General features: G+C 67.7%; 10 protein-coding genes. 6 read left to right on the top strand and 4 right to left on the bottom strand.

Features of this window, described 5'->3' with window-relative positions; all coding sequences use genetic code 11:
* The first annotated feature begins 467 nt into the window (after positions 1 to 467).
* From OHA84_RS38175 to OHA84_RS38165, 3 genes are all read left to right on the top strand, one after another.
* Positions 468 to 743 (top strand): hypothetical protein, encoded by a 276-nt coding sequence (locus OHA84_RS38175; RefSeq protein WP_266976881.1) that lies wholly within the window; start codon positions 468 to 470, stop codon positions 741 to 743.
* A gap of 802 nt (positions 744 to 1,545) precedes the next feature.
* Positions 1,546 to 2,007 (top strand): lamin tail domain-containing protein, encoded by a 462-nt coding sequence (locus tag OHA84_RS38170; protein WP_266976879.1) that lies wholly within the window; start codon positions 1,546 to 1,548, stop codon positions 2,005 to 2,007.
* A 376-nt stretch (positions 2,008 to 2,383) separates the two neighbouring features.
* On the top strand, positions 2,384 to 2,998 hold the full coding sequence (locus tag OHA84_RS38165) for a hypothetical protein (protein ID WP_266976877.1): 615 nt from the start codon (positions 2,384 to 2,386) through the stop codon (positions 2,996 to 2,998).
* 146 nt (positions 2,999 to 3,144) lie between these two features.
* Here the strand turns inward: OHA84_RS38165 and OHA84_RS38160 are convergent, their stop codons facing one another.
* From OHA84_RS38160 to OHA84_RS38150, 3 genes are all read right to left on the bottom strand, one after another.
* Entirely contained in the window at positions 3,145 to 3,822 is a 678-nt protein-coding gene (locus OHA84_RS38160) for an HNH endonuclease family protein (RefSeq protein ID WP_371591568.1), read from the bottom strand.
* Positions 3,823 to 4,166: 344 nt separating this feature from the next.
* Positions 4,167 to 5,687, bottom strand: a complete 1,521-nt coding sequence (locus tag OHA84_RS38155) for a trypsin-like serine protease (protein ID WP_266976873.1) — start codon at positions 5,685 to 5,687, stop codon at positions 4,167 to 4,169.
* A 307-nt stretch (positions 5,688 to 5,994) separates the two neighbouring features.
* Positions 5,995 to 6,498, bottom strand: a complete 504-nt coding sequence (locus OHA84_RS38150) for a hypothetical protein (protein WP_266976871.1) — start codon at positions 6,496 to 6,498, stop codon at positions 5,995 to 5,997.
* A 482-nt stretch (positions 6,499 to 6,980) separates the two neighbouring features.
* On the opposite strand from OHA84_RS38150, the gene OHA84_RS38145 reads away from it, so the two are divergent.
* Both OHA84_RS38145 and OHA84_RS38140 read left to right on the top strand, forming a co-directional pair.
* A complete protein-coding gene (locus tag OHA84_RS38145; protein WP_266976869.1) occupies positions 6,981 to 11,087 on the top strand; it encodes a polymorphic toxin-type HINT domain-containing protein in 4,107 nt (1,368 codons plus the stop codon).
* An 853-nt stretch (positions 11,088 to 11,940) separates the two neighbouring features.
* Entirely contained in the window at positions 11,941 to 13,170 is a 1,230-nt protein-coding gene (locus OHA84_RS38140) for a hypothetical protein (RefSeq protein ID WP_266976867.1), read from the top strand.
* Positions 13,171 to 13,258: 88 nt separating this feature from the next.
* On the opposite strand, the gene OHA84_RS38135 is transcribed toward OHA84_RS38140, so the two are convergent.
* Entirely contained in the window at positions 13,259 to 15,931 is a 2,673-nt protein-coding gene (locus OHA84_RS38135) for a Helicase associated domain protein (protein WP_332881075.1), read from the bottom strand.
* 444 nt (positions 15,932 to 16,375) lie between these two features.
* Between OHA84_RS38135 and OHA84_RS38130 the strand changes: the two genes are divergently transcribed.
* Positions 16,376 to 16,903 carry a hypothetical protein gene (locus OHA84_RS38130; protein ID WP_371591277.1) on the top strand — a complete coding sequence of 176 codons (528 nt, stop codon included), beginning with the start codon at positions 16,376 to 16,378 and terminating at the stop codon, positions 16,901 to 16,903.
* The last annotated feature ends 192 nt before the right edge of the window (positions 16,904 to 17,095 follow it).

Below are 17,095 nucleotides of genomic sequence, written 5' to 3'. Positions count from 1 at the left end.
GGGTTCCCAGTCCGCGTCGGACTCTTCGGAGTCGTTGAGTATCTGGACTATCTGGACGGCTCGACGTCGGTCGTGTCCAGGCTGTACGAGTGGCCGCAGCCGGGTCTGAGGGTCGCCCGCCGGCCCGTGTCTAAGCCCTCCGACTCCGGCCCGCCGGTCCGTGCTGTCCGGCGCCGGCTGGCGATCGACGCCGCGTAGCGAGCCGGTGCGGCGCACGGGTGGGCGGCGGAAGGCCCCGGCGGTCCGTGAGGGCTGCCGGGGCTGTGTTCGGGCCGGTGTACCGCATCTTCGAGGGGGTGAGCCTGTCCATGCACGGCCCTGCCCGGCGCACCCATGTCGGCGCGGGTGCGGCGAGCCTATTGGGCGCCGTGACGTCCTTCCCTGGTCGCCGGGCGCGAGCCGCATCGGCTTTGCCGGACATGGTGTGTCGCCCCACAGGGCGCGTCGGCCAGGGGAGGGTGGGGGCCATGGACCACGACGATGCTGTGGGGCGCCGGGTGTACGGCACGGACCACGACGACCCGAACCCCGGCCCACGCCCGCAACGCACCTACCGGGAACTGCTCGGTGGGCCCCTCGACGGTCAGTTGTTCGACGTCACGGACCGGATGCCCGAAGAGCTCTTCACGGGTGCTCTGTTGATCGCGCCACTGGGGATGTACGGGCCGGGTGGCAGGGCGGATTACGGCCCCCGTGAGGATGATCCGTTCGGGCCGTGGATCTGGGGCGGTGACACCCTCTGATCCAGGGCCGGTGCTCGCCGAGGGCCGCGCCCGGTCCTCGCGTGGGCGCCGGACACCAGCGGTGACGCTCTCCCCCTGACTGCCGAATATCAGGGTGATTGGTCATCAATCATCCGTTTTTGTCAGGGACTTTAGGGACTGATATTTCCCATTGGCGCGCCCAGTCGATGTCGAGGTCGGCCAGGCGCTTGCGCTGCTCGACGCTCGGCCGTTCTCGTTCCCGGTTTCGGCGCCGGGGCCGGCCACCGGCCGACGTTTTGGCTATGGGCCGTCACCGCGGGCGTGATGACGTTCAGTGCCGTCCCGGTCGTGGCGCAGGGCCTGTCGGCTTCGGAGATCGCTCACTGGTCGAGCCGCGCATCCCCGCGTGTATCGGGCCGGCTGAGCGCCGAGTCGGTGGTCGCCGGGACGGTCGGGCAGATTCGTTCTGAGCTGCGGTTTCCGTGCGTCCGTGCGAAGAATCGTGCGGAACGACTGTTACGGAATTTGCTGCTCCGGTTGGGTGACGGACGGGTCAGTGCGCCTGGTGGTGCGCTCCGGGCGGATTGATCGACTGTGTCGTGCGCGGCCCGGGTGGGTGTAGCGGTCAGTGAATGTCAGGGCCACGCTCATGCGGGCTGCGTGTAGTGCGCAGGTGTGTGTGACGGGAATGTCCGGGGTCGGTAACCGGCCTCGTCGGGGGCTGTGGCCGGCCCCGTGTCGGGTCGAGAGTTTGGGTCCTCGGCCCACCAACGGGCCGGGCACCCGCACCGCTACGTGACTCGTATCGGCGGGTGCAGCACAGTTCTTGAGGGGCCACCAGATGTCTGCTTCGTCGACCGCCCGTCGTGTCGCCGCGACCGTCCTCGCCGCCGGCGCCATCGTCTCCGCCGCCGCACTCCCCGCCACCGCGGCGGACCGGGGTCATGACCGGCACCCGCGGGTGGAGATCTCCCGGGTCCAGGCCGACGCTCCCGGGCGTGACGACCGCTCCAATCGTTCCCTGAACGGCGAGTGGGTCGAGATCCGCAACACCACCCGCCAGCCGGTCAACCTGCGCGGCTGGACGCTGCGGGACTCCGACGGCAACCGGTACCGCTTCAACGACACCCGCATCGGCGGCCGCGCCACCATCCGGATCCACACCGGATCCGGCCGCGACACCCGCACCGACCTGTTCCAGGGCAAGCGCGACCACGTCTGGGACAACCGCGCCGACACCGCCACCCTGCGCGACGACCGTAACCGCACCGTCGACACCGAGTCCTGGGGCCGCCGCCGCTAACCGCGACTACGGCCGGCCGCCCGTGAACGGTCGGCAGTCGAAACCGCAGTGAGCGTGTGCCGGGCAGCCCGACAGCCGCCCGGCACACACCCATGTCCCGGGTCGGTCGCCAAGAGCGGCAGGTCGTTCCACGCTCCCGGTGCGGCCGATGCCGAGGGCCCGGTTGCGTGGCACGCCGGGCGACACGTCCCTGGACGTCACCGCTGATCGGCCGCCGGCCCGGTGCAGAGCCGGCGGCGGCGGTGTACCGCTCCGCTTCTCGCCGGGGCGTCATCGTGGTCCGGAGTGAACTCGCCGATTCCGGTCCCGGGTGCACCCTCGGATGCGAGATTGTCGTCCCGGGGTCGCGGAACCGCAGCCCTGAACGGTGTTGGAGGTGTCTGTGGAGACGGACGAGACGTGGACGTCGGATGAGTACGGCCGGTCGCACGAGGGTCGGGTGGGTGTGCTCCTGGATGACGGGTCGGTCCCGAAGCCGGTCTACTTTGATTCGGCGTCGGGCAGCTCGGGCTGGGAGGTGCGTCACTGGAGCGTCTACGACGGCGCCGGCACCTACCTTCCGCGCCCGAAGGCACACCTGCTGCGGGCGGAGTGTTCCTGCGGCTGGACCGGAACCCGGCACACTGTCGACTGGACGACAGTGGGCGACCTCCCGTTCCACGAGAGCGGACTGCGCACCGCGGAGCGGTGCGAGGAGGACTGGGACGCCCACATCCGCGCCGTCGCGGGCACCACGATTCCCCTCCCCGCCGAGTTGGAAGCCCTCTTCCAGACCGTGACCGCCGAGATCGAGAAACTCGCCCAGGACTCACCGACCGCCGCCCTCAAAGCCGCCCGCACCCTGGAACTCATCGCACAGCGCACCGCGCACTGGCCGGCCCACGACGCCCGCGACCAGGACCCGCAGACGGTGGCCGCTGATCTCGGCCTGTCGATGGACGCCACCCGCGGCCTGCTGGCCCGCTTCGGAGGCTGGCACGCCCACGGCTGACCGGCAGGGCAGATCACTTCGTGCGTACCCGGCGGGCCGGGTCCGGTTCCCCGCGGCAGTACCTCGTGCGCCGGATCCCGTGCACGGGCAGACGACGCAGGGCCGCCGCCCGTGCGGGGCGACGGCCCTCAACCCTGCCGGTCTGCTCACGGGGCGGGGGTGACCTCCACCTCGGTGCCGCCGCATCCGGCCGCGATGTCGAGCAGCCGGTCGCGCTCCAGTTCGTCGACGGCCAGGCCCCAGCGGAGCTTGGTCGCGGTCCACTCCGCGCCGTAGCGGCACAGCGCGTCCGCGGACGGCGGCAGCCACTCCGCCGGATCCTGGTCGGACTTCTGACGGTTCGAACGGGCCGTCACCGCCACCAGCGACGTCTCCTGACCGAGGTCGTTCGCATACGCCTCCCGGCGCGCCGCCGTCCACGCGGAGGCTCCGCTGTCCCAGGCCTCGGCCAACGGGACCATGTGGTCGATGTCCAGCGCCCCGGCCGGGGTCACGGGCCGTTCGTCGTAGTACGACCACCACACCCCACCCGTCAGCGTGCAACCGGGGCCGATCTCGGGGGCCTCGACTGCCTCCGCGATTAGCACCTCCAACCTGGTGTTGCAGCCGTCCGACGGGTTCGCGCCCGCGTTCCAGTGCTTGAAGGAGGTGCGCTGGTATCCGGTCCGATCCTCGATTGCGAGCTGGAGCGCGGACACCGCGACGCCGATCGGCACGATCTGCGGAGCGGCGGTCGGCCGCTGTTCGGCGGCGTGGGCGGTGGTGGCGGGGAGGGACAGGGCGAGCGCCGCGGCGGCTGCGGTCGCGGCCCACTTCATGATCATCATGAGGCTGGTTGTACCGGCCGAGGCGGCATCAGGAACACCCCGGGAGCCCGGTTCACCCGGCCGAGGCGACAGGTTCACCGACGAAACGACACTGCACCTCGCCGGATCCAGACACAGAGAGGCGTGAACGCGCGCGCCCCCGACTCCCGCCCACGGTCGCTCGTGCCCCTGCGAGCGGTTGTCGGCTTTGATCGCCCCGTACGCCAAAGGTTTGTGTGATGCCGGTCGAGCGGCTGCATGGGTGTGGCGGCTGGGCTCCGGAGTGTGGCAGGCCGGGGCCCAGCCGATGTGGTGGGGTTCTGGCAGCGGCTGGGCGGCCAGGGTTGGCAGTCTCGGGGTGGTTAGGGGTTCATCGGCCAGATCTTGATGCCGGTTGTGAAGAGGCCGGTGCCGTCGCCCTTGTAGAAGCGGAGTTCGGTGGTCCAGTGGCTGAGGAGGTCGACCTTCTTGTCGCCGTCGTAGTCACCGGCGAAGATTTTGGCGTTGTTGACGGCCCAGCTGTTGTTGGGCCAGATGTTGACACCGCTGTTGAGGCCGCCTTGGGCGTTTTGGTCGTAGCGCATGAGGGAGCCGCCGGGGGTGACGGCGACGATGTCGTCGCGGGTGTCGGTGTTGAGGTCGCCCGTGGTCAGGAGCTTCATGGTCTTCCATGACTTGTCGGGCCACATCTGGCGCTTCTGCTCGTTGAGGAGGCCGTTCGTGCCGGTGTTGTAGGCGTACATTTCGCCGGTGTTCCAGATGGCCAGGAGTCCGTCGCGGCCGGAGTTGTCGACCTTGAAGCGGGCCAGCTGGAGCATGTCCTGCCAGTTGGTGTTGCCAGGCCACATCTTCTTGTCGGCGGCCAGGGTGCCGTCGGTCTTGCCCACGTAGAGTTGAAGGGTGCCCGTACCCCAAACGGCCGCGATGTCCATGTTGCCGTCGCCGTTGAAATCGCCACCGATGATCTCGGCCACGGACTTCCAGCTGCCGTCGAGATTCCACAGGGGTCGGCCGTAGGCGAACGTGCCGTCGGGGAGGCCGTAGGCGGCGTGGAGGTTCCCGTTTCCGGTGACCGCGACGATGTCGGAGCGGCCGTCCTTGTTGAGGTCGGCGGTGGTCATCACCTGCGTCACGTCGGGAAGGATGGTGGCCAGGCGGATCTGTTGGATCCATCCGGCGACATCGTCGGTTCGCGCGGTGATGGCGTTGGTGCGGGTCTCACTCTCGCCGATGCAGCCTCCTTGCCAGGAGCGGCTGGCGACGGCGACGACGTCGCCGGCGGCGTTGAGGATCGGGGCTCCGGTGTCGCCCTTGCAGATGGCGTCGTTCGCGCTCTTGCCGACGATGTCCACGGTCGCGGTGTTGACCGCGGTCACTTTGAAGGCGGCCTTGTTGGGCTTGTTGACGCCCAGTCCCCACAGGGTCTGGGTGTATCCGTAGCCGGCGGAGGAGACCTCGCTGTCCGCGGTGGGGGCGGTGGTGGCGAGGTTGGCCGGGGTGATGGCCGTGATGGGTTTGTCCAGTCGGCCCAGGACCAGGTCGCGGCCGGCGCGCGGTTTGAGGTCGGTGATCGTCGCCACCTGACCGCTGTTGAAGGTGACGGTGGCGCTCTGTTGGGGCTTGCCCGCGGGAACGGTGTCGCCGGGTGTGGCGGCGAAGCAGCTGGCGGCGGTGACGACCCAGCTCTGATCGATCAGGGTGGCCGTGCAGGATCTTGCGGTGTCCTCGGGGCCGATGGTGAGCCGCGCGGTGTAGGAGTGCTCGCCGGCGGCGACAGACCCTCCGACGAGCGCGGCTGCGGTGCCGGCCAGGAGGAGGGAGGCGGAGACTCCGGCGACGGCGAGAGCGGCAAACCGCGTCGGGCGCGAGCGGGTATGGGACATGGTTCCTCTTCGAAAGCGGAGCCCTGCGGGTGCGGTGGGCTCCGGAGTGCTGGGGCTGCGGCGTGCAGAAGTGTCAGTGGCAGGTGATTTGCCGGGCTGCCGGCCGTGGGTCTCGGAAGCAATGCCCTCGACGCCGGAGGCGGAGCGGCGGTGACGACCGCGATGCGCGGCAGGAATGGCGGTCTCGACGGCGGGAGCGCGGCCCTTGAAGGAAGTGCCGGTTCCATCCTGGGCTTCCGGCGACGCCGGCGCGAGCGATGCGGTGCGGTGCGGTGCGGTGCGCCGGGAGTTTCTGGAGGCGGAAGGGTTAGTTGACGCGGAGTTCGATGAGAGTGGAGACGGCTCCGCCCGCACTGCCGGCCTCGCCGTAACCCGTGAAGCGGTTGGCGGGTGCGTCGAGAAGGCTGGTCTTGTCGTCGGCCTTAATGGTGACCTTGACCGGGTCGGTCTTGGTCCAGATGCCGTAGGCGGAGGGCAGCTCCAACTGAACGAAGGCCGGCTTGGCCTTGACGTCGAAGCAGTAGAACATCTGCCCCTCGGTGCTTTCGATCTTCAGGTCCTCCGAGCCCGTGCAGGCCGTGTAGACGAGCCGGCCATTGCCTCGCTTGAGGACGAGGTGAGTCGTCTCTGCCTTGATCTTCGCCGCGTTCGGGTAGGCGAAGTTGTCGATGGCGTACGGCATCTCGCCAGGAGTCGCCGCACTGACCGCAGGCGCCGGGGCGGCCGAGACGGTCGGAGCCGTGCCGAGGGTTCCGGCACAGGCTGCCGCCAGGCCGAACATGAAGAACTTGCGGGTACGAGCTGTCGGCATAAGAGGCCCTTCGAAATGGGAATGGAACATAGGGGTGCCCCAGTGGATTGAAGCAAATTCAACCACACCTGTGATCTTCGATTCGCCGGCGCGTCTGTGATTCGGATCTCAAGGCTCGATCTGATTATTCAAGTCGGAGATCCGGGCCGCCGCAACCGCGGGCCATCGTTACGCGAGGAATGGCTTCGGGTTACCGCGTGTATCTACGGGCCGAACTGACCCAAACGGCACCTGAAGTGCACAAACGAGCACACGGGTATGGGTGCAAAGCGGCAGTTCGAGGCCTGTACGATCATCACTTCCGTCCTGGGATGAGACCGCTAATCCGCCTGCAACCTGACCTGTTGCGGGCAGGGGTTCCTTCCGCATGTGAATCGACCGCCGCGCGGTTCAGACCTGCCCAGGGCTGTCTTCCTATTCAACGATGAGGGGGGTGCGCCATCAATCGGAATTCGCTCTTCCGGAAATCTGTACCGGATGCGTTGAGAACATTCACGGCCCGTCGCCGCACACTGCGCGTAATACTTTCGGCCGGCCTGCTGACGGGGCTGCTCGGCACGACGCCTGCGGCTGTCGCCGCCGAGGAGCCGGGGCTGACGCCTCAACAGGCACGGCCATACGTGGTCGGCTACTGGCAGACCGGCGGCCGCGGCCTCAAGGAAGCCGCCGAGCAGGCGCTGCTCGGCGGCGACGATGCGGTCCGCAAGTTCCTCGACGAGGCCGAGGGGATCGAGCACGCCGACAACCGTGTGGAGACCGCACGGCTGGCGATGACCGGTGGGCCGCGCGTGCGCGAGGCGGCGGTGGCGGCGTTGCATAAGACGCCTGCCGAGTTGCGGGACTTCCTCCTGAAGGGTCTCGAGCAGCCGCAGGATGCCGACCGCAGGGTCGACATCGCCCGCCTGGTGCAAATCGGCGGACCTCGCGTGCGTCAGGCTGGCGAGGCCGCTCTCAAGGGCAGCTACGCCGACCGCGAGACGTTCCTGCAACAGGACCAGTACACCGCCCAGGAGACGGACAACCGGGTCGAAGTGGCCCGTATGACCAGCACCGGCGGCCCGAACGTCCAGGCCGCGGCACGGGCGGCGTTGCAGGGCACGCCCGAGGACATCGTCGAGTTCCTGGAGGTCGGTCAGTTCACCGCCCGCAACCGCGACCAGGAGCACGCGACCATCGCGGAGCTGACCGCGCAGGCACAAGCGGCCGGCAAGCAGGCCGAGGACGCCACGAAACAGGCTGAGGAAGCGTCCAACAAGGCCGTACAGGCATCGAACCTGGCCAAGGAAGCGGCCACGAAGGCCGCCGCGGAGACGCAAGCGGCGAAGAACGACGCCAAGCGGGCCGCGGTCAAGGCGGCCCAGGCAGCCGAAGCCGCCCGCGCCGCCGCCCAGGCGGCCCAGGAAGCCATCGGCTCCGCCAACGCCGCCAACCGCGCCGCCCGCAGAGCCGCGCTCGCCGCCGCCCAGACCGCCTCCGCCGCGGCCGCGGCAGCCGACGCCGCGAACACGGCCCACAACGCGGCCGTGGCCGCGGCCGGCGACGCCTCCAAGGCGGACGCCGCAAGGACGGCCGCCGCCGGCGCCCGCGCAGCAGCCCAGTTCGCCACCCAGTCCGCCGTGGCGGCCCAGAACGCCGGTCGCGCCTCCGCCGCGGCCGCCCTGGCCTCCGACGCGGCCAAGGGAGCCTCAGCCAACGCTCTGGCCGCCGCCGCAGCCGCCGAACAAGCCAACGACTACGCCGACGCGGCGGGCGCCCACTCTACGGAAGCGCGCCAGGCAGCCATCGAAGCCCGCCGCCACGCCAACGCGGCCAACGCCGCCGCCAACCGCTCCGCCGGCTTCGCCCGCCGCGCCGCCGACGCCGCATACGGCGCACGCGACGCCGCGAACTCCGCCGCCGCCCACGCCAACAAGGCAGCCGACTACGCCGACGACGCCGCTGAACACGCCGGCGTAGCCGCGACCTACAGCGCCCAGGCACAGAAGAACGCGGAAGCCGCCAAGAACGCCGCCGACACCGCGGCCGCAGCCGTGACCAAGGCCAAGGAAGTCGCGAGCCTGGCCAGAGAAATCGAAGCCGGCGCCCTGGAGACCCGCACTCAGGCGGCGATCGAACGCGCCATGAGCCTGAAAGCGGAAAGCGAAGCCCAGGTCTCCGCATCCGCCTCCCTCCAGGTCCAGGCCCTGTCCCTCAACGACACCGCGACCTCCCTGGCCACAGAAGCCGCGCGACCCGACGTCGACGTCAAGGCGACGGCCACCAAGGGCCGCCAGCTCGCCATGCAGGCGATGAAGCTCCTCGGGCCCTGGCACCAGGACGCCGCCGCACGCGCCCTGTCCGGAACCGACCAAGACGTCCTGGACTACCTGCGCACCCGCTGGAAGGAAGCCAACCACAGCGACGCCCGTCAGCGCGTCGCCAACCTCAGCACACAAAGCCCCCACCCCTCCGTCCGCACCGCCGCCACAGAGGCACTGAAGGGCACCCCCGAACAAGTCGAAGCGTTCCTGAACGAAGGCCGCTTCACCGCCGGGTACACCGAGATGCGGGTGGAGGTGGCCCGCTACACCAACACCGGCGGAACACACGTCAAGGAAGCCGCCCAAAAAGCCCTCACCAACGGCAGCGGAAAGGCCCTCGCCGTCTTCCTCCAGGCGGGCCAGTACGCGGCCCGTATGGCGGACGAGCGGGTCGCCGCGGCCCAGCTGACCAACATCGGCGGCGAGGAAGCAAAAGCCGCCGCCAAAATCGCCCTCGCGGGATCGCCCGCGAGCCTCCACGACTTCATCGCCACCGGCCAGCACACAGCCCACCTCAAGGACGACCTGGCCACCCACCACGTCGACCAGATCAACCGGCTTCTGAACGAAGGCGACGTCATCGTCGCCAAAGCCCAGAAGAACCGCTGGCTCGCAGCCGAAGCCGCCGCCAAGGCCGTCCAGGCAACAGCCGACGCCCAAAAGGCCGCCGGGCAGGCCGCAGAGTCAGCACGCCAGGCACAGACCGCAGCCAACGACGCCACAGCCTCCGCGAACAAGGCCGCCAACAGCGCCGCCGCCGCCCACAACTCGGCAGCCACAGCCCGCAACGCCGCCGACCGAGCCAACCAAGACGCATCCGACGCCGAGAACTCCGCCGCCCAAGCCGATGACTCAGCCTCCTACGCCCGGCAATCGGCCAAGCAGGCCAACGACTCCGCCGAGCAGGCACACAAGTCCGCCCTCGCCGCCGGCAAAAGCCGCGACGAAGCCGAGACCATGGCCAAGGACGCCTGGACGGCTGTCCGCGACCTCGTCGAGAAGGAGATGGCCGAGGCGCTCCGCCAGGCAGAGGCGGAACGCAAGCAGCAGCAGCAGCAGAAGGCAAAGCCCAAACGGATCTGCCGGCCGTTCGCCAGCCGCGAATCCATGATTCCATTGATCCCCTGCCTCCAGGATTTTGAGAACTCCGAGATCTCGGTTGGGGAAGTCGCACCCGTCCTGCGGAACATCATCTGGGAAGTCACCGGCCTCAACGACATCAAGGCCTGCATCAAGGAACCCACCCTCTTCGGATGCACCGTCGCCGCCGCGGGAGTCACGCCCTGGGGCAAAATCAAACTCGTCGGCAAACTCGCCGGCAAACTCGATGACGCCGTCGAAGCCCTGAAGAACATGCGTGTCACCAGGCGCGCGGTCCAATGCCTCACCTCGAACGCAGCACACAGCTTCCCCGCCGGCACGCGGGTCCTCACGGCCGCGGGCACATCCGTGCCCATCGAGGAGATCCGAGTCGGTGACCGGATCACTGCCACCGACCCCACTACCGGGGAAACCGGGCCCCGTGCGGTCACTCGCACCATCCGCACTCCCGACGACCGCAACTTCACCGACGTCACCCTCACCGACGGCTCCTCCATAACCTCTACGGCGGGCCACCCTTACTGGGTCGAGAACCGAAAGCGCTGGATCGACGCACGCGACCTGCGCGCCGGTGACGCCCTGCGCACGCCGGTCGGTACCACCGTCGAGGTCAACGACACTCATCGCTGGACCGGCCTACAGCCCGCCTACGACCTGACCGTCGATGACCTCCACAGTTACTACGTCAACACCGGCTCCGTCGATGTCCTCGTCCATAACACCGACGGTGTGTGTCCCGCCTGGGTCCTCAAAGCGCTGGATGAACTCGGGCCTTCGCCGCGTGGGCACGCCACCTCCGGCTTTGCGTTCCGCGATGGAGAGCGTGTCTGGCAGCGCCCCATCGTGAGTGGACTATCGCCCAACTCCCAGAAGATCAGCGACTTCTTGGAAGCCTCGGACGACTTCCCCGAATTCTTGGAGTACGTCGGTACGGCTCATCATGCCGAGGTCAAGCTGGCGTGGGAGATGGCGGAGAACGGGCCCAAGGGCGAGAAGCTTGATTTTGTCATCAATAAGAATTACGTTTGCCCGAAGCCTCCCGAGGTGCCGCAGCCGAAATTGACTCCAATGGGCTGCCTTCAGGCTGTCCCTGCGATCCTGTATGAAGACCAGGAGATGTGTGTCTACTTTTCCGGGAGTAATGACTACTGTGAGCCGTTGAAGGGAAAGCGGAAGCGGAAGAAGTAGCCATGGTGTGCTGGGGAGGTTGATTGTGTAGGAATCCTCCCCAGCACATTCTGATTCGATCAACGCGATGAAAGTCGACCCGTGAAATGAGCGGTGCCCCCTGTTTTGGATATTTGGGGTGCGAGATCAGTTCGCAGGTGGGAGACGCTGGCTTCGCGTGGTGTCGGCTGGAGCGCCGGAACCTCGGTCCGATAGCCTGCGCTCATGGCGATGAACTCAGGATCTGTGGTGGATTGCCTCTGCCTTGGAAAGTCCAGACGAGGTTTTGCGGCGTACTGGCTGGGTCGAATGAGGAACGTATGTAGCTGCAGGGTATGATTTGCTTCCAGGAATTCCTAACTTTTTCCAAGGTCTTCTGCGTGCCGAATGTGCGGCCAAGCGAATTGTCATGCGTCTCGTCAGGATCGTTCGGCGGCTGCCAGACGCCGTAGAAGGCGCGCCGTCCCGACCCCCGTCGTTGGAGTCGGCAAATGCCTGCGTCGGCTGTCCCCACACCCCGCGCAGCACGGTTACGCACAAGTCCTGAAAGCTCGCCATCCCAGAGCGTGGAGAGCGAACCGGGGCGAGCCGACGGCTACCACCTCCCCTTCACCGCTCACGTTCTTCACCCCCATGAGTATCTCTCCCTCCCGTATCGCAGGTTGCGTCGACATTCCGATTCTGCTGCTTCGCGAGCAGCGAGGCAGTGGACTTGGGAGAAGGCCAGTTGAATGGGCTGGCACGGGCCCGGAGCGTCGCTTTTGTGGAGCGGCTTGGCCAGCGATGCTGGGGCCGACGGCGCTCTGAGGGGGCGGGCATGGGGGCGGTCGGAATCCTGGCGGCGTTGTCAGTGCTACTTCGTACAATCCAACCCATGTCCTACGCCTCGGCTCGCGATCTCCCCTCGTTCCTGGAATCGGAACGACAGCTGAAGGCCCTGCGCCTGTTCGCGTGGCCCATGAGGGCGCGGATCAAGTCGATCGAACGGGACATGCACGAGCTTGCCGGGACCGTCGACGCCTTCTACGAACTGCTCAGCGACAAGCACTGGATCTTCCACGACCACTTGTCACTGACGGCGGTGCGCGCCCTCCTCGCCGAAGCGCCCGAGGATCCGGACCAGGCCGAGAAGATGCTCATCGACCACTACAACGACCGCGAACACCTCCGCCTCATGCTCGGACCGCTGCGAGACCTGTCCGCGATGCGCCGCCGCCTGCCCCTGGTGGAGAAGGCCCAGGAGGACTACTTCGCCGGCCGCTTCTACTCCTGCGTTCAGGTCCTGCTGAGTGTCATGGACGGGTTCGTCAACGAGTTCGAGACCGTACGCCGCGGCCTGCATGCCCGAACCCCGGAGGAACTACACGCCTGGGACAGCGTCGTGGGCCACCACCGCGGCCTCCAGCATGCCCACCGCACCTTCACCAAAGGCCGCACAAATACGAAGGAAGAACCGGTCTACGAGCTGTACCGCAACGGCATCGTGCACGGCAGCATCCTCAACTACGACAACATCATCGTTGCCACCAAGGCATGGAACCGGCTGTTCGCCGTCGCCGACTGGGCACGCGCCACACAGAAGGAACAGCAGGAAGTTGCCGAGCCCCCTACTTGGTCCGAGCTGGGAAAGCAGCTCAAGGACACCTTCGGGCAGCTCATCGACCAGGCGCAGATCAACCGCCTCAACGAACAGTGGTCACCACAGGAGCTTCTTTCCGACAGCGAGGCGTTTACCGCTCACCCCGCCTACGACCTCTCCGAGCGTTTGTTGACGTACTGGGTCCGCAGCAACTACGGATCCCTGAGCGACCTCATCAGCCGTGACCTGCACACCAAGCACGGCAAGGCGGCACGCAGCGAAGTACGCCGCGTCTACCAGGACCTTCCCCTCGCATCATTTGAGATCGTCGCTGTCGGGCACGACATGCCCGCAGCGTGCACGGTGACCGTCCGTCTAACCCACCCCGACGGCCGAACAAGCACAGCCGGACTGAGATGGATCAGGGAAGACGACCGCGCCCTCCCGCGCCCCGATCCATGGCCCGGGCAATGGCGACTGTCCAACTGGGAGCCTTGGCATCTGATAGCCCGCGGAGAGGGCTGACGACCAAAGACCTCAACCAAGTGGCGGGCAGGTACCTCCGCGTCCATGCGCCACGAACGCCTCAACCCCAAGCTGCAGCACTCATGTCTCATGCCCACACAATGCCGAGTTCTCGTAGTGCGTTGAGTTGCTCGGCGGTGAGTTTTCCGCGCCGCTGCTTGGTGTTGGTGATCCATACGCCGAGTTTCACGACCACGGGCTCCGCCTCACCCTCGACCGCGATCTCCTCGCCGTGCGCGCGTGGCACTGGTCGGTCTGTGCCTTCCCGCTCGACCCACTGCGCGAGCGCTGTCAGCCCTCGCTGGAATGCCTGCTGCGCCTTGCTCGGACCCTTCGTGGTACGCGCTGCCGCAGGCGCGGGAGACGGGGCCTCAGGGGCCTGGATGCCCAGTGCGGTCAGCCGTTCCTGCTGCTCGGTCGACAGCTGCGCCCAGGTGCCCGGTTCTTGCTGCCGCCACCGCCATTTGCCGATGTCGTCGCCGTCGAAGGTGACGCCGGGTGCGATGTAGGGCAGTATGCCGTCGGCGTCGACCAGGTCGGCGAGGACGCGGTGGTGGCGTTGCCAGTCCAGTGGCCACGGGCAGTCCCAGTCCTCGTCGATCGCGGTGAGCTGCGCCGCCCGGGTCGTCGCGGTGTCCTCGTTTTTTCCGAGGCCGTTCTTTGCGCCCTTGCGTCGGAGGTTGGCCATGTGTTGCCCGATGGGCACCATCGCCTCGCCTTCGCCCCACATCGCGTCCTGTCGGGGTGCGAGGTGTCCGGTGGCCCGCCGGTACGACCGCAGGGCGGCGAGCTTGGCCTCCCACGCTTCCTCGCCGGGCTCCCACACCATGCCAGCCTCCGGGGCGTCGAGCAGGGTCTTGCGCCGTTCCTCGAGTTCGCCGGCGCGCAGGGCCTTGCGCTGTTGGTGGACCCATCGGCCGAGGGGGAAGTCCTTGGTGACCCCCAATTCGACCTCGGTGTCGTAGGGGACGGCGTGGATGCCGGTGATCTTGTTCTCCTTCCGCCAGCGGATGAGGGCTTGGTAGCCCTCCAGCCACACCAGCGACTCGGGCCGGTAGACGCGGGTGCGCAGGAACGCGGCGATGGTGGCGGCGTCGCGCGGGCTGGAGAAGTGGAGCAGGGCCGACTCAGCAGCGGCGTCGACTCCGTCCTCCTGGTCCTCGCCGTCGCTCTCACCGCCGGCCCCGGTGATCCGCCCGTCTTCGTCACGCTGGACGTGGACTTTGCGCTTGCCGCTGGTGAGGGCGCGGGAGGCGAGCTGTTCGACGAGTCGTTCGTCATGGCTGCGGAGGCCTTGGAGGACCGCTACGAGGGGTCGGTAGCTGGCGCTGGCGACCATGTCGGTGGGGTCCTCGTTCGGGGCCAGGAACACCGGCACGATGATGCGGGCGACCTTCGTGCTGCCGTCGCGGTTGAGCCGCAGGGCGCGGCCGATGTTCTGGACGATCTCGACCTGCGAGCCGCGGGTATCGGCGAAGCAGACGGCTTCCACGCCCCGCTCGCCGGTGATGTCGACGCCCTCCCCAAGTACGCGAACGGACGCGAGGAAAGCGCGGTGGACCCGGCGCCCGGCCGCGTCGATGCCGTTGGCGAACTGGCGCAGGACCTCGCGCCGCTCGGACACGAGGTGGTCGCCGCACAGCCACGCCGACCACACGCGGTCCGGCGGTACGTGGCGGCCGGCCTCGAGTTCGTAGAACTCCGCGTCGATCGACGACTTCGGCAGCCTGTTGGCTGCGGCCAGGTCGGCGTCGGACGCGTCGTTCATGTACAGCGCGGCGGCGGTCTCGGGCAGCTTCTCCGCGAACGCGGCGGCCTCCTCCACCTTCTGGTGGAACGTCATGACCGTACGCAAGTTGTACGTCGCCGCGTGCTCCAAAAGTGCGGTCTGCAGGAGCGCCAGGCGCCGGCCCCGCCGCGCCTCTTCCGACTCCCCGAGGATGGGGGAGGGGTCGCGGATCTCCAGGACGTCGATCTCGAAGCCCGCAAGGATCTCGCGCTCGATTGCCTCCGAGAGCCCGAGCTCTGCGAGCCACGCGCCGTAGGTGCCGTCCGGGTCGTCGGCCATGGACGCGATCTCCGCCTCCTGGCCGTCCGCGCCCTTCTGGGGGCGGGCTGCTGCGAGGATGCGCGGGGTGGCGGTGAGGTAGAGCCGGAAGTCGGCCGGGATCCGCTGGTTGTCGTGGATCGCCGCCCACGGCCGCCCGAGATCGCCGGCGGTTCCATGGGCCTCGTCCACGATCGCGAGGTCGAACGGGGCCATCTGCTGCCCGTACAGCCGTTCCCCGCCCGCCAGGGCGGCCTCCAGCGGCCCGCGCATCTTCCGCTGGCCCTCGGCTGCGTCGATGTCCTCACGGTCCACGAGGGAGGCGTACGTGGCGAGCACGACGACCGGGCCGGTCGCGGCCCACAGGGCGAGCTGGATCGGGTTGGTGGTGGTGCGCACCCCCAGCGAGTTGAGCACCGCGTCGTTCTCCAGCGAGCACACCGCGACCATCGGCGCGGTGTGGCCCACCAGGCGCCACGCTTGGGCGGTCTGCGCGAGCAGGTCCAGGGTCGGCACGGTCACGAGGATCCGGCCGCCCGGGAAGCACTCCAGCGCGCACGCGGCGGCTGTGATCGTCTTGCCCGACCCGGTAGCGGAGACGATCGTGCCCCGAGCCCCCTGAGAGGGTACAGATGACCTTGCAGGAAATCCCACCCACTTTCGGAACGCCGACTTCTGGTCGACTTGGTGTTCCCTGAGCTGAACACCGTACATACCAGGCCATCCCTTCCAGGATTTTTGTGCGAGGCTATAGACTTTTCCGGCGAGCCGACGCGTGGTCTCTCGGGTGGTTGATCGTGAGGCTGGCCCCGACAGGGTGGGCCAGGCGAGGGCCCGTATGCTCGTGCCCATGATCAGCCCTGTCTCCGGTCCTCCCACGTGGAAGCACCTGCTGGCCTCCCTGGCTCTCGGAGTGGTCATTTTGGGCTGCTGGTACGGGGCGCAGCCGGTTTACCCGGACTGCGTGTACTTCGGCGACTATTCAATCGAAGATGCTGTTGAATCTGGACAGTGCGATCCACCTCGAATGAATTGGAGTACTTGGATTGAATAGTGGAAACGATGCAGCATGTCGCCTTCTTCTGCCAATGGTACATGCTGAATCAATTTTGATGCAGTGACTCTCGGGAACCGACATAAACAAGCGAGGAGTCTGTTGTGGTGAAGTCGGACATGGATCGTGACCACTGGTCCTGGACCCCGCTCGTGGCGGTGGGGATGCTGGAGTTCGGGATGCGCCGAAGTGAGGTCGCGGCCGCGCTGGGCCGGTCGACTGCGGACGACGATGACCGTCTTGGTGCAGTCGGGCATGAGCACTTTCCCCGCCAAGGTGTCAGCGCGTACTACACGACCGCGGGTCACCTCGCGGCGGTGGCCTTGTCGGCACTGACAGGCCCGCAGGTCACCCTCGGCGGAATTTCACTGGTGGGACAGTCGATCGGAGAGCCGGCGGGAGGGCTGTGGTCACCCACACTGGAACGCTTCCACGACTACGCGAAACAGCACGGCATGAAGGCGTCATGGCTTCCCTCGGGAGACCCGGCACTGCAGCAGTATGGTCTCGTTCTGCGCAGGGTCAGGGTCGGAGACGTTGTTTTGAGTCGCCCCTTGCTGATGTACAGCGGATGGACCTGGGGCGCGTGGGAGGAGTTCATCCCGGACGAGGAGTGGACCGCAGGCCCCTGACAGGCCCCGAAGCCCGGACCAGCGATCGAAAGACCGCCCCGCCCTCCTTGGCTGGCGGAGCCCACGCAGTGGGCTTCAACGGTCCTGGAGGCGCAGCCGGAAGGACTATCTGGCGGGAGAGCGCAGCGGACCCCAACTCCCCCACTAAAGCTCCCACTAGCCCGCACCACCCGACCCCATCGCCACGGCCAC

This window comes from Streptomyces sp. NBC_00513, assembly GCF_041431415.1.
GTDB lineage: Bacteria > Actinomycetota > Actinomycetes > Streptomycetales > Streptomycetaceae > Streptomyces.
Note: the sequence above shows the minus strand (reverse complement) of the source record. Positions and strands in the feature narration are given on the sequence as shown.

What these genes read in the sequence shown, in the direction of transcription:
- OHA84_RS38140 (WP_266976867.1), top strand. Translation starts at nt 11,941, where the DNA reads ATGTCCTACGCCTCGGCTCGCGATCTCCCCTCGTTCCTGGAATCGGAA.
- OHA84_RS38170 (WP_266976879.1), top strand. Translation starts at nt 1,546, where the DNA reads ATGTCTGCTTCGTCGACCGCCCGTCGTGTCGCCGCGACCGTCCTCGCC.
- OHA84_RS38150 (WP_266976871.1), bottom strand. Translation starts at nt 6,498, where the DNA reads ATGCCGACAGCTCGTACCCGCAAGTTCTTCATGTTCGGCCTGGCGGCA.
- OHA84_RS38175 (WP_266976881.1), top strand. Translation starts at nt 468, where the DNA reads ATGGACCACGACGATGCTGTGGGGCGCCGGGTGTACGGCACGGACCAC.
- OHA84_RS38155 (WP_266976873.1), bottom strand. Translation starts at nt 5,687, where the DNA reads ATGTCCCATACCCGCTCGCGCCCGACGCGGTTTGCCGCTCTCGCCGTC.
- OHA84_RS38160 (WP_371591568.1), bottom strand. Translation starts at nt 3,822, where the DNA reads ATGATCATGAAGTGGGCCGCGACCGCAGCCGCCGCGGCGCTCGCCCTG.
- OHA84_RS38135 (WP_332881075.1), bottom strand. Translation starts at nt 15,931, where the DNA reads ATGTACGGTGTTCAGCTCAGGGAACACCAAGTCGACCAGAAGTCGGCG.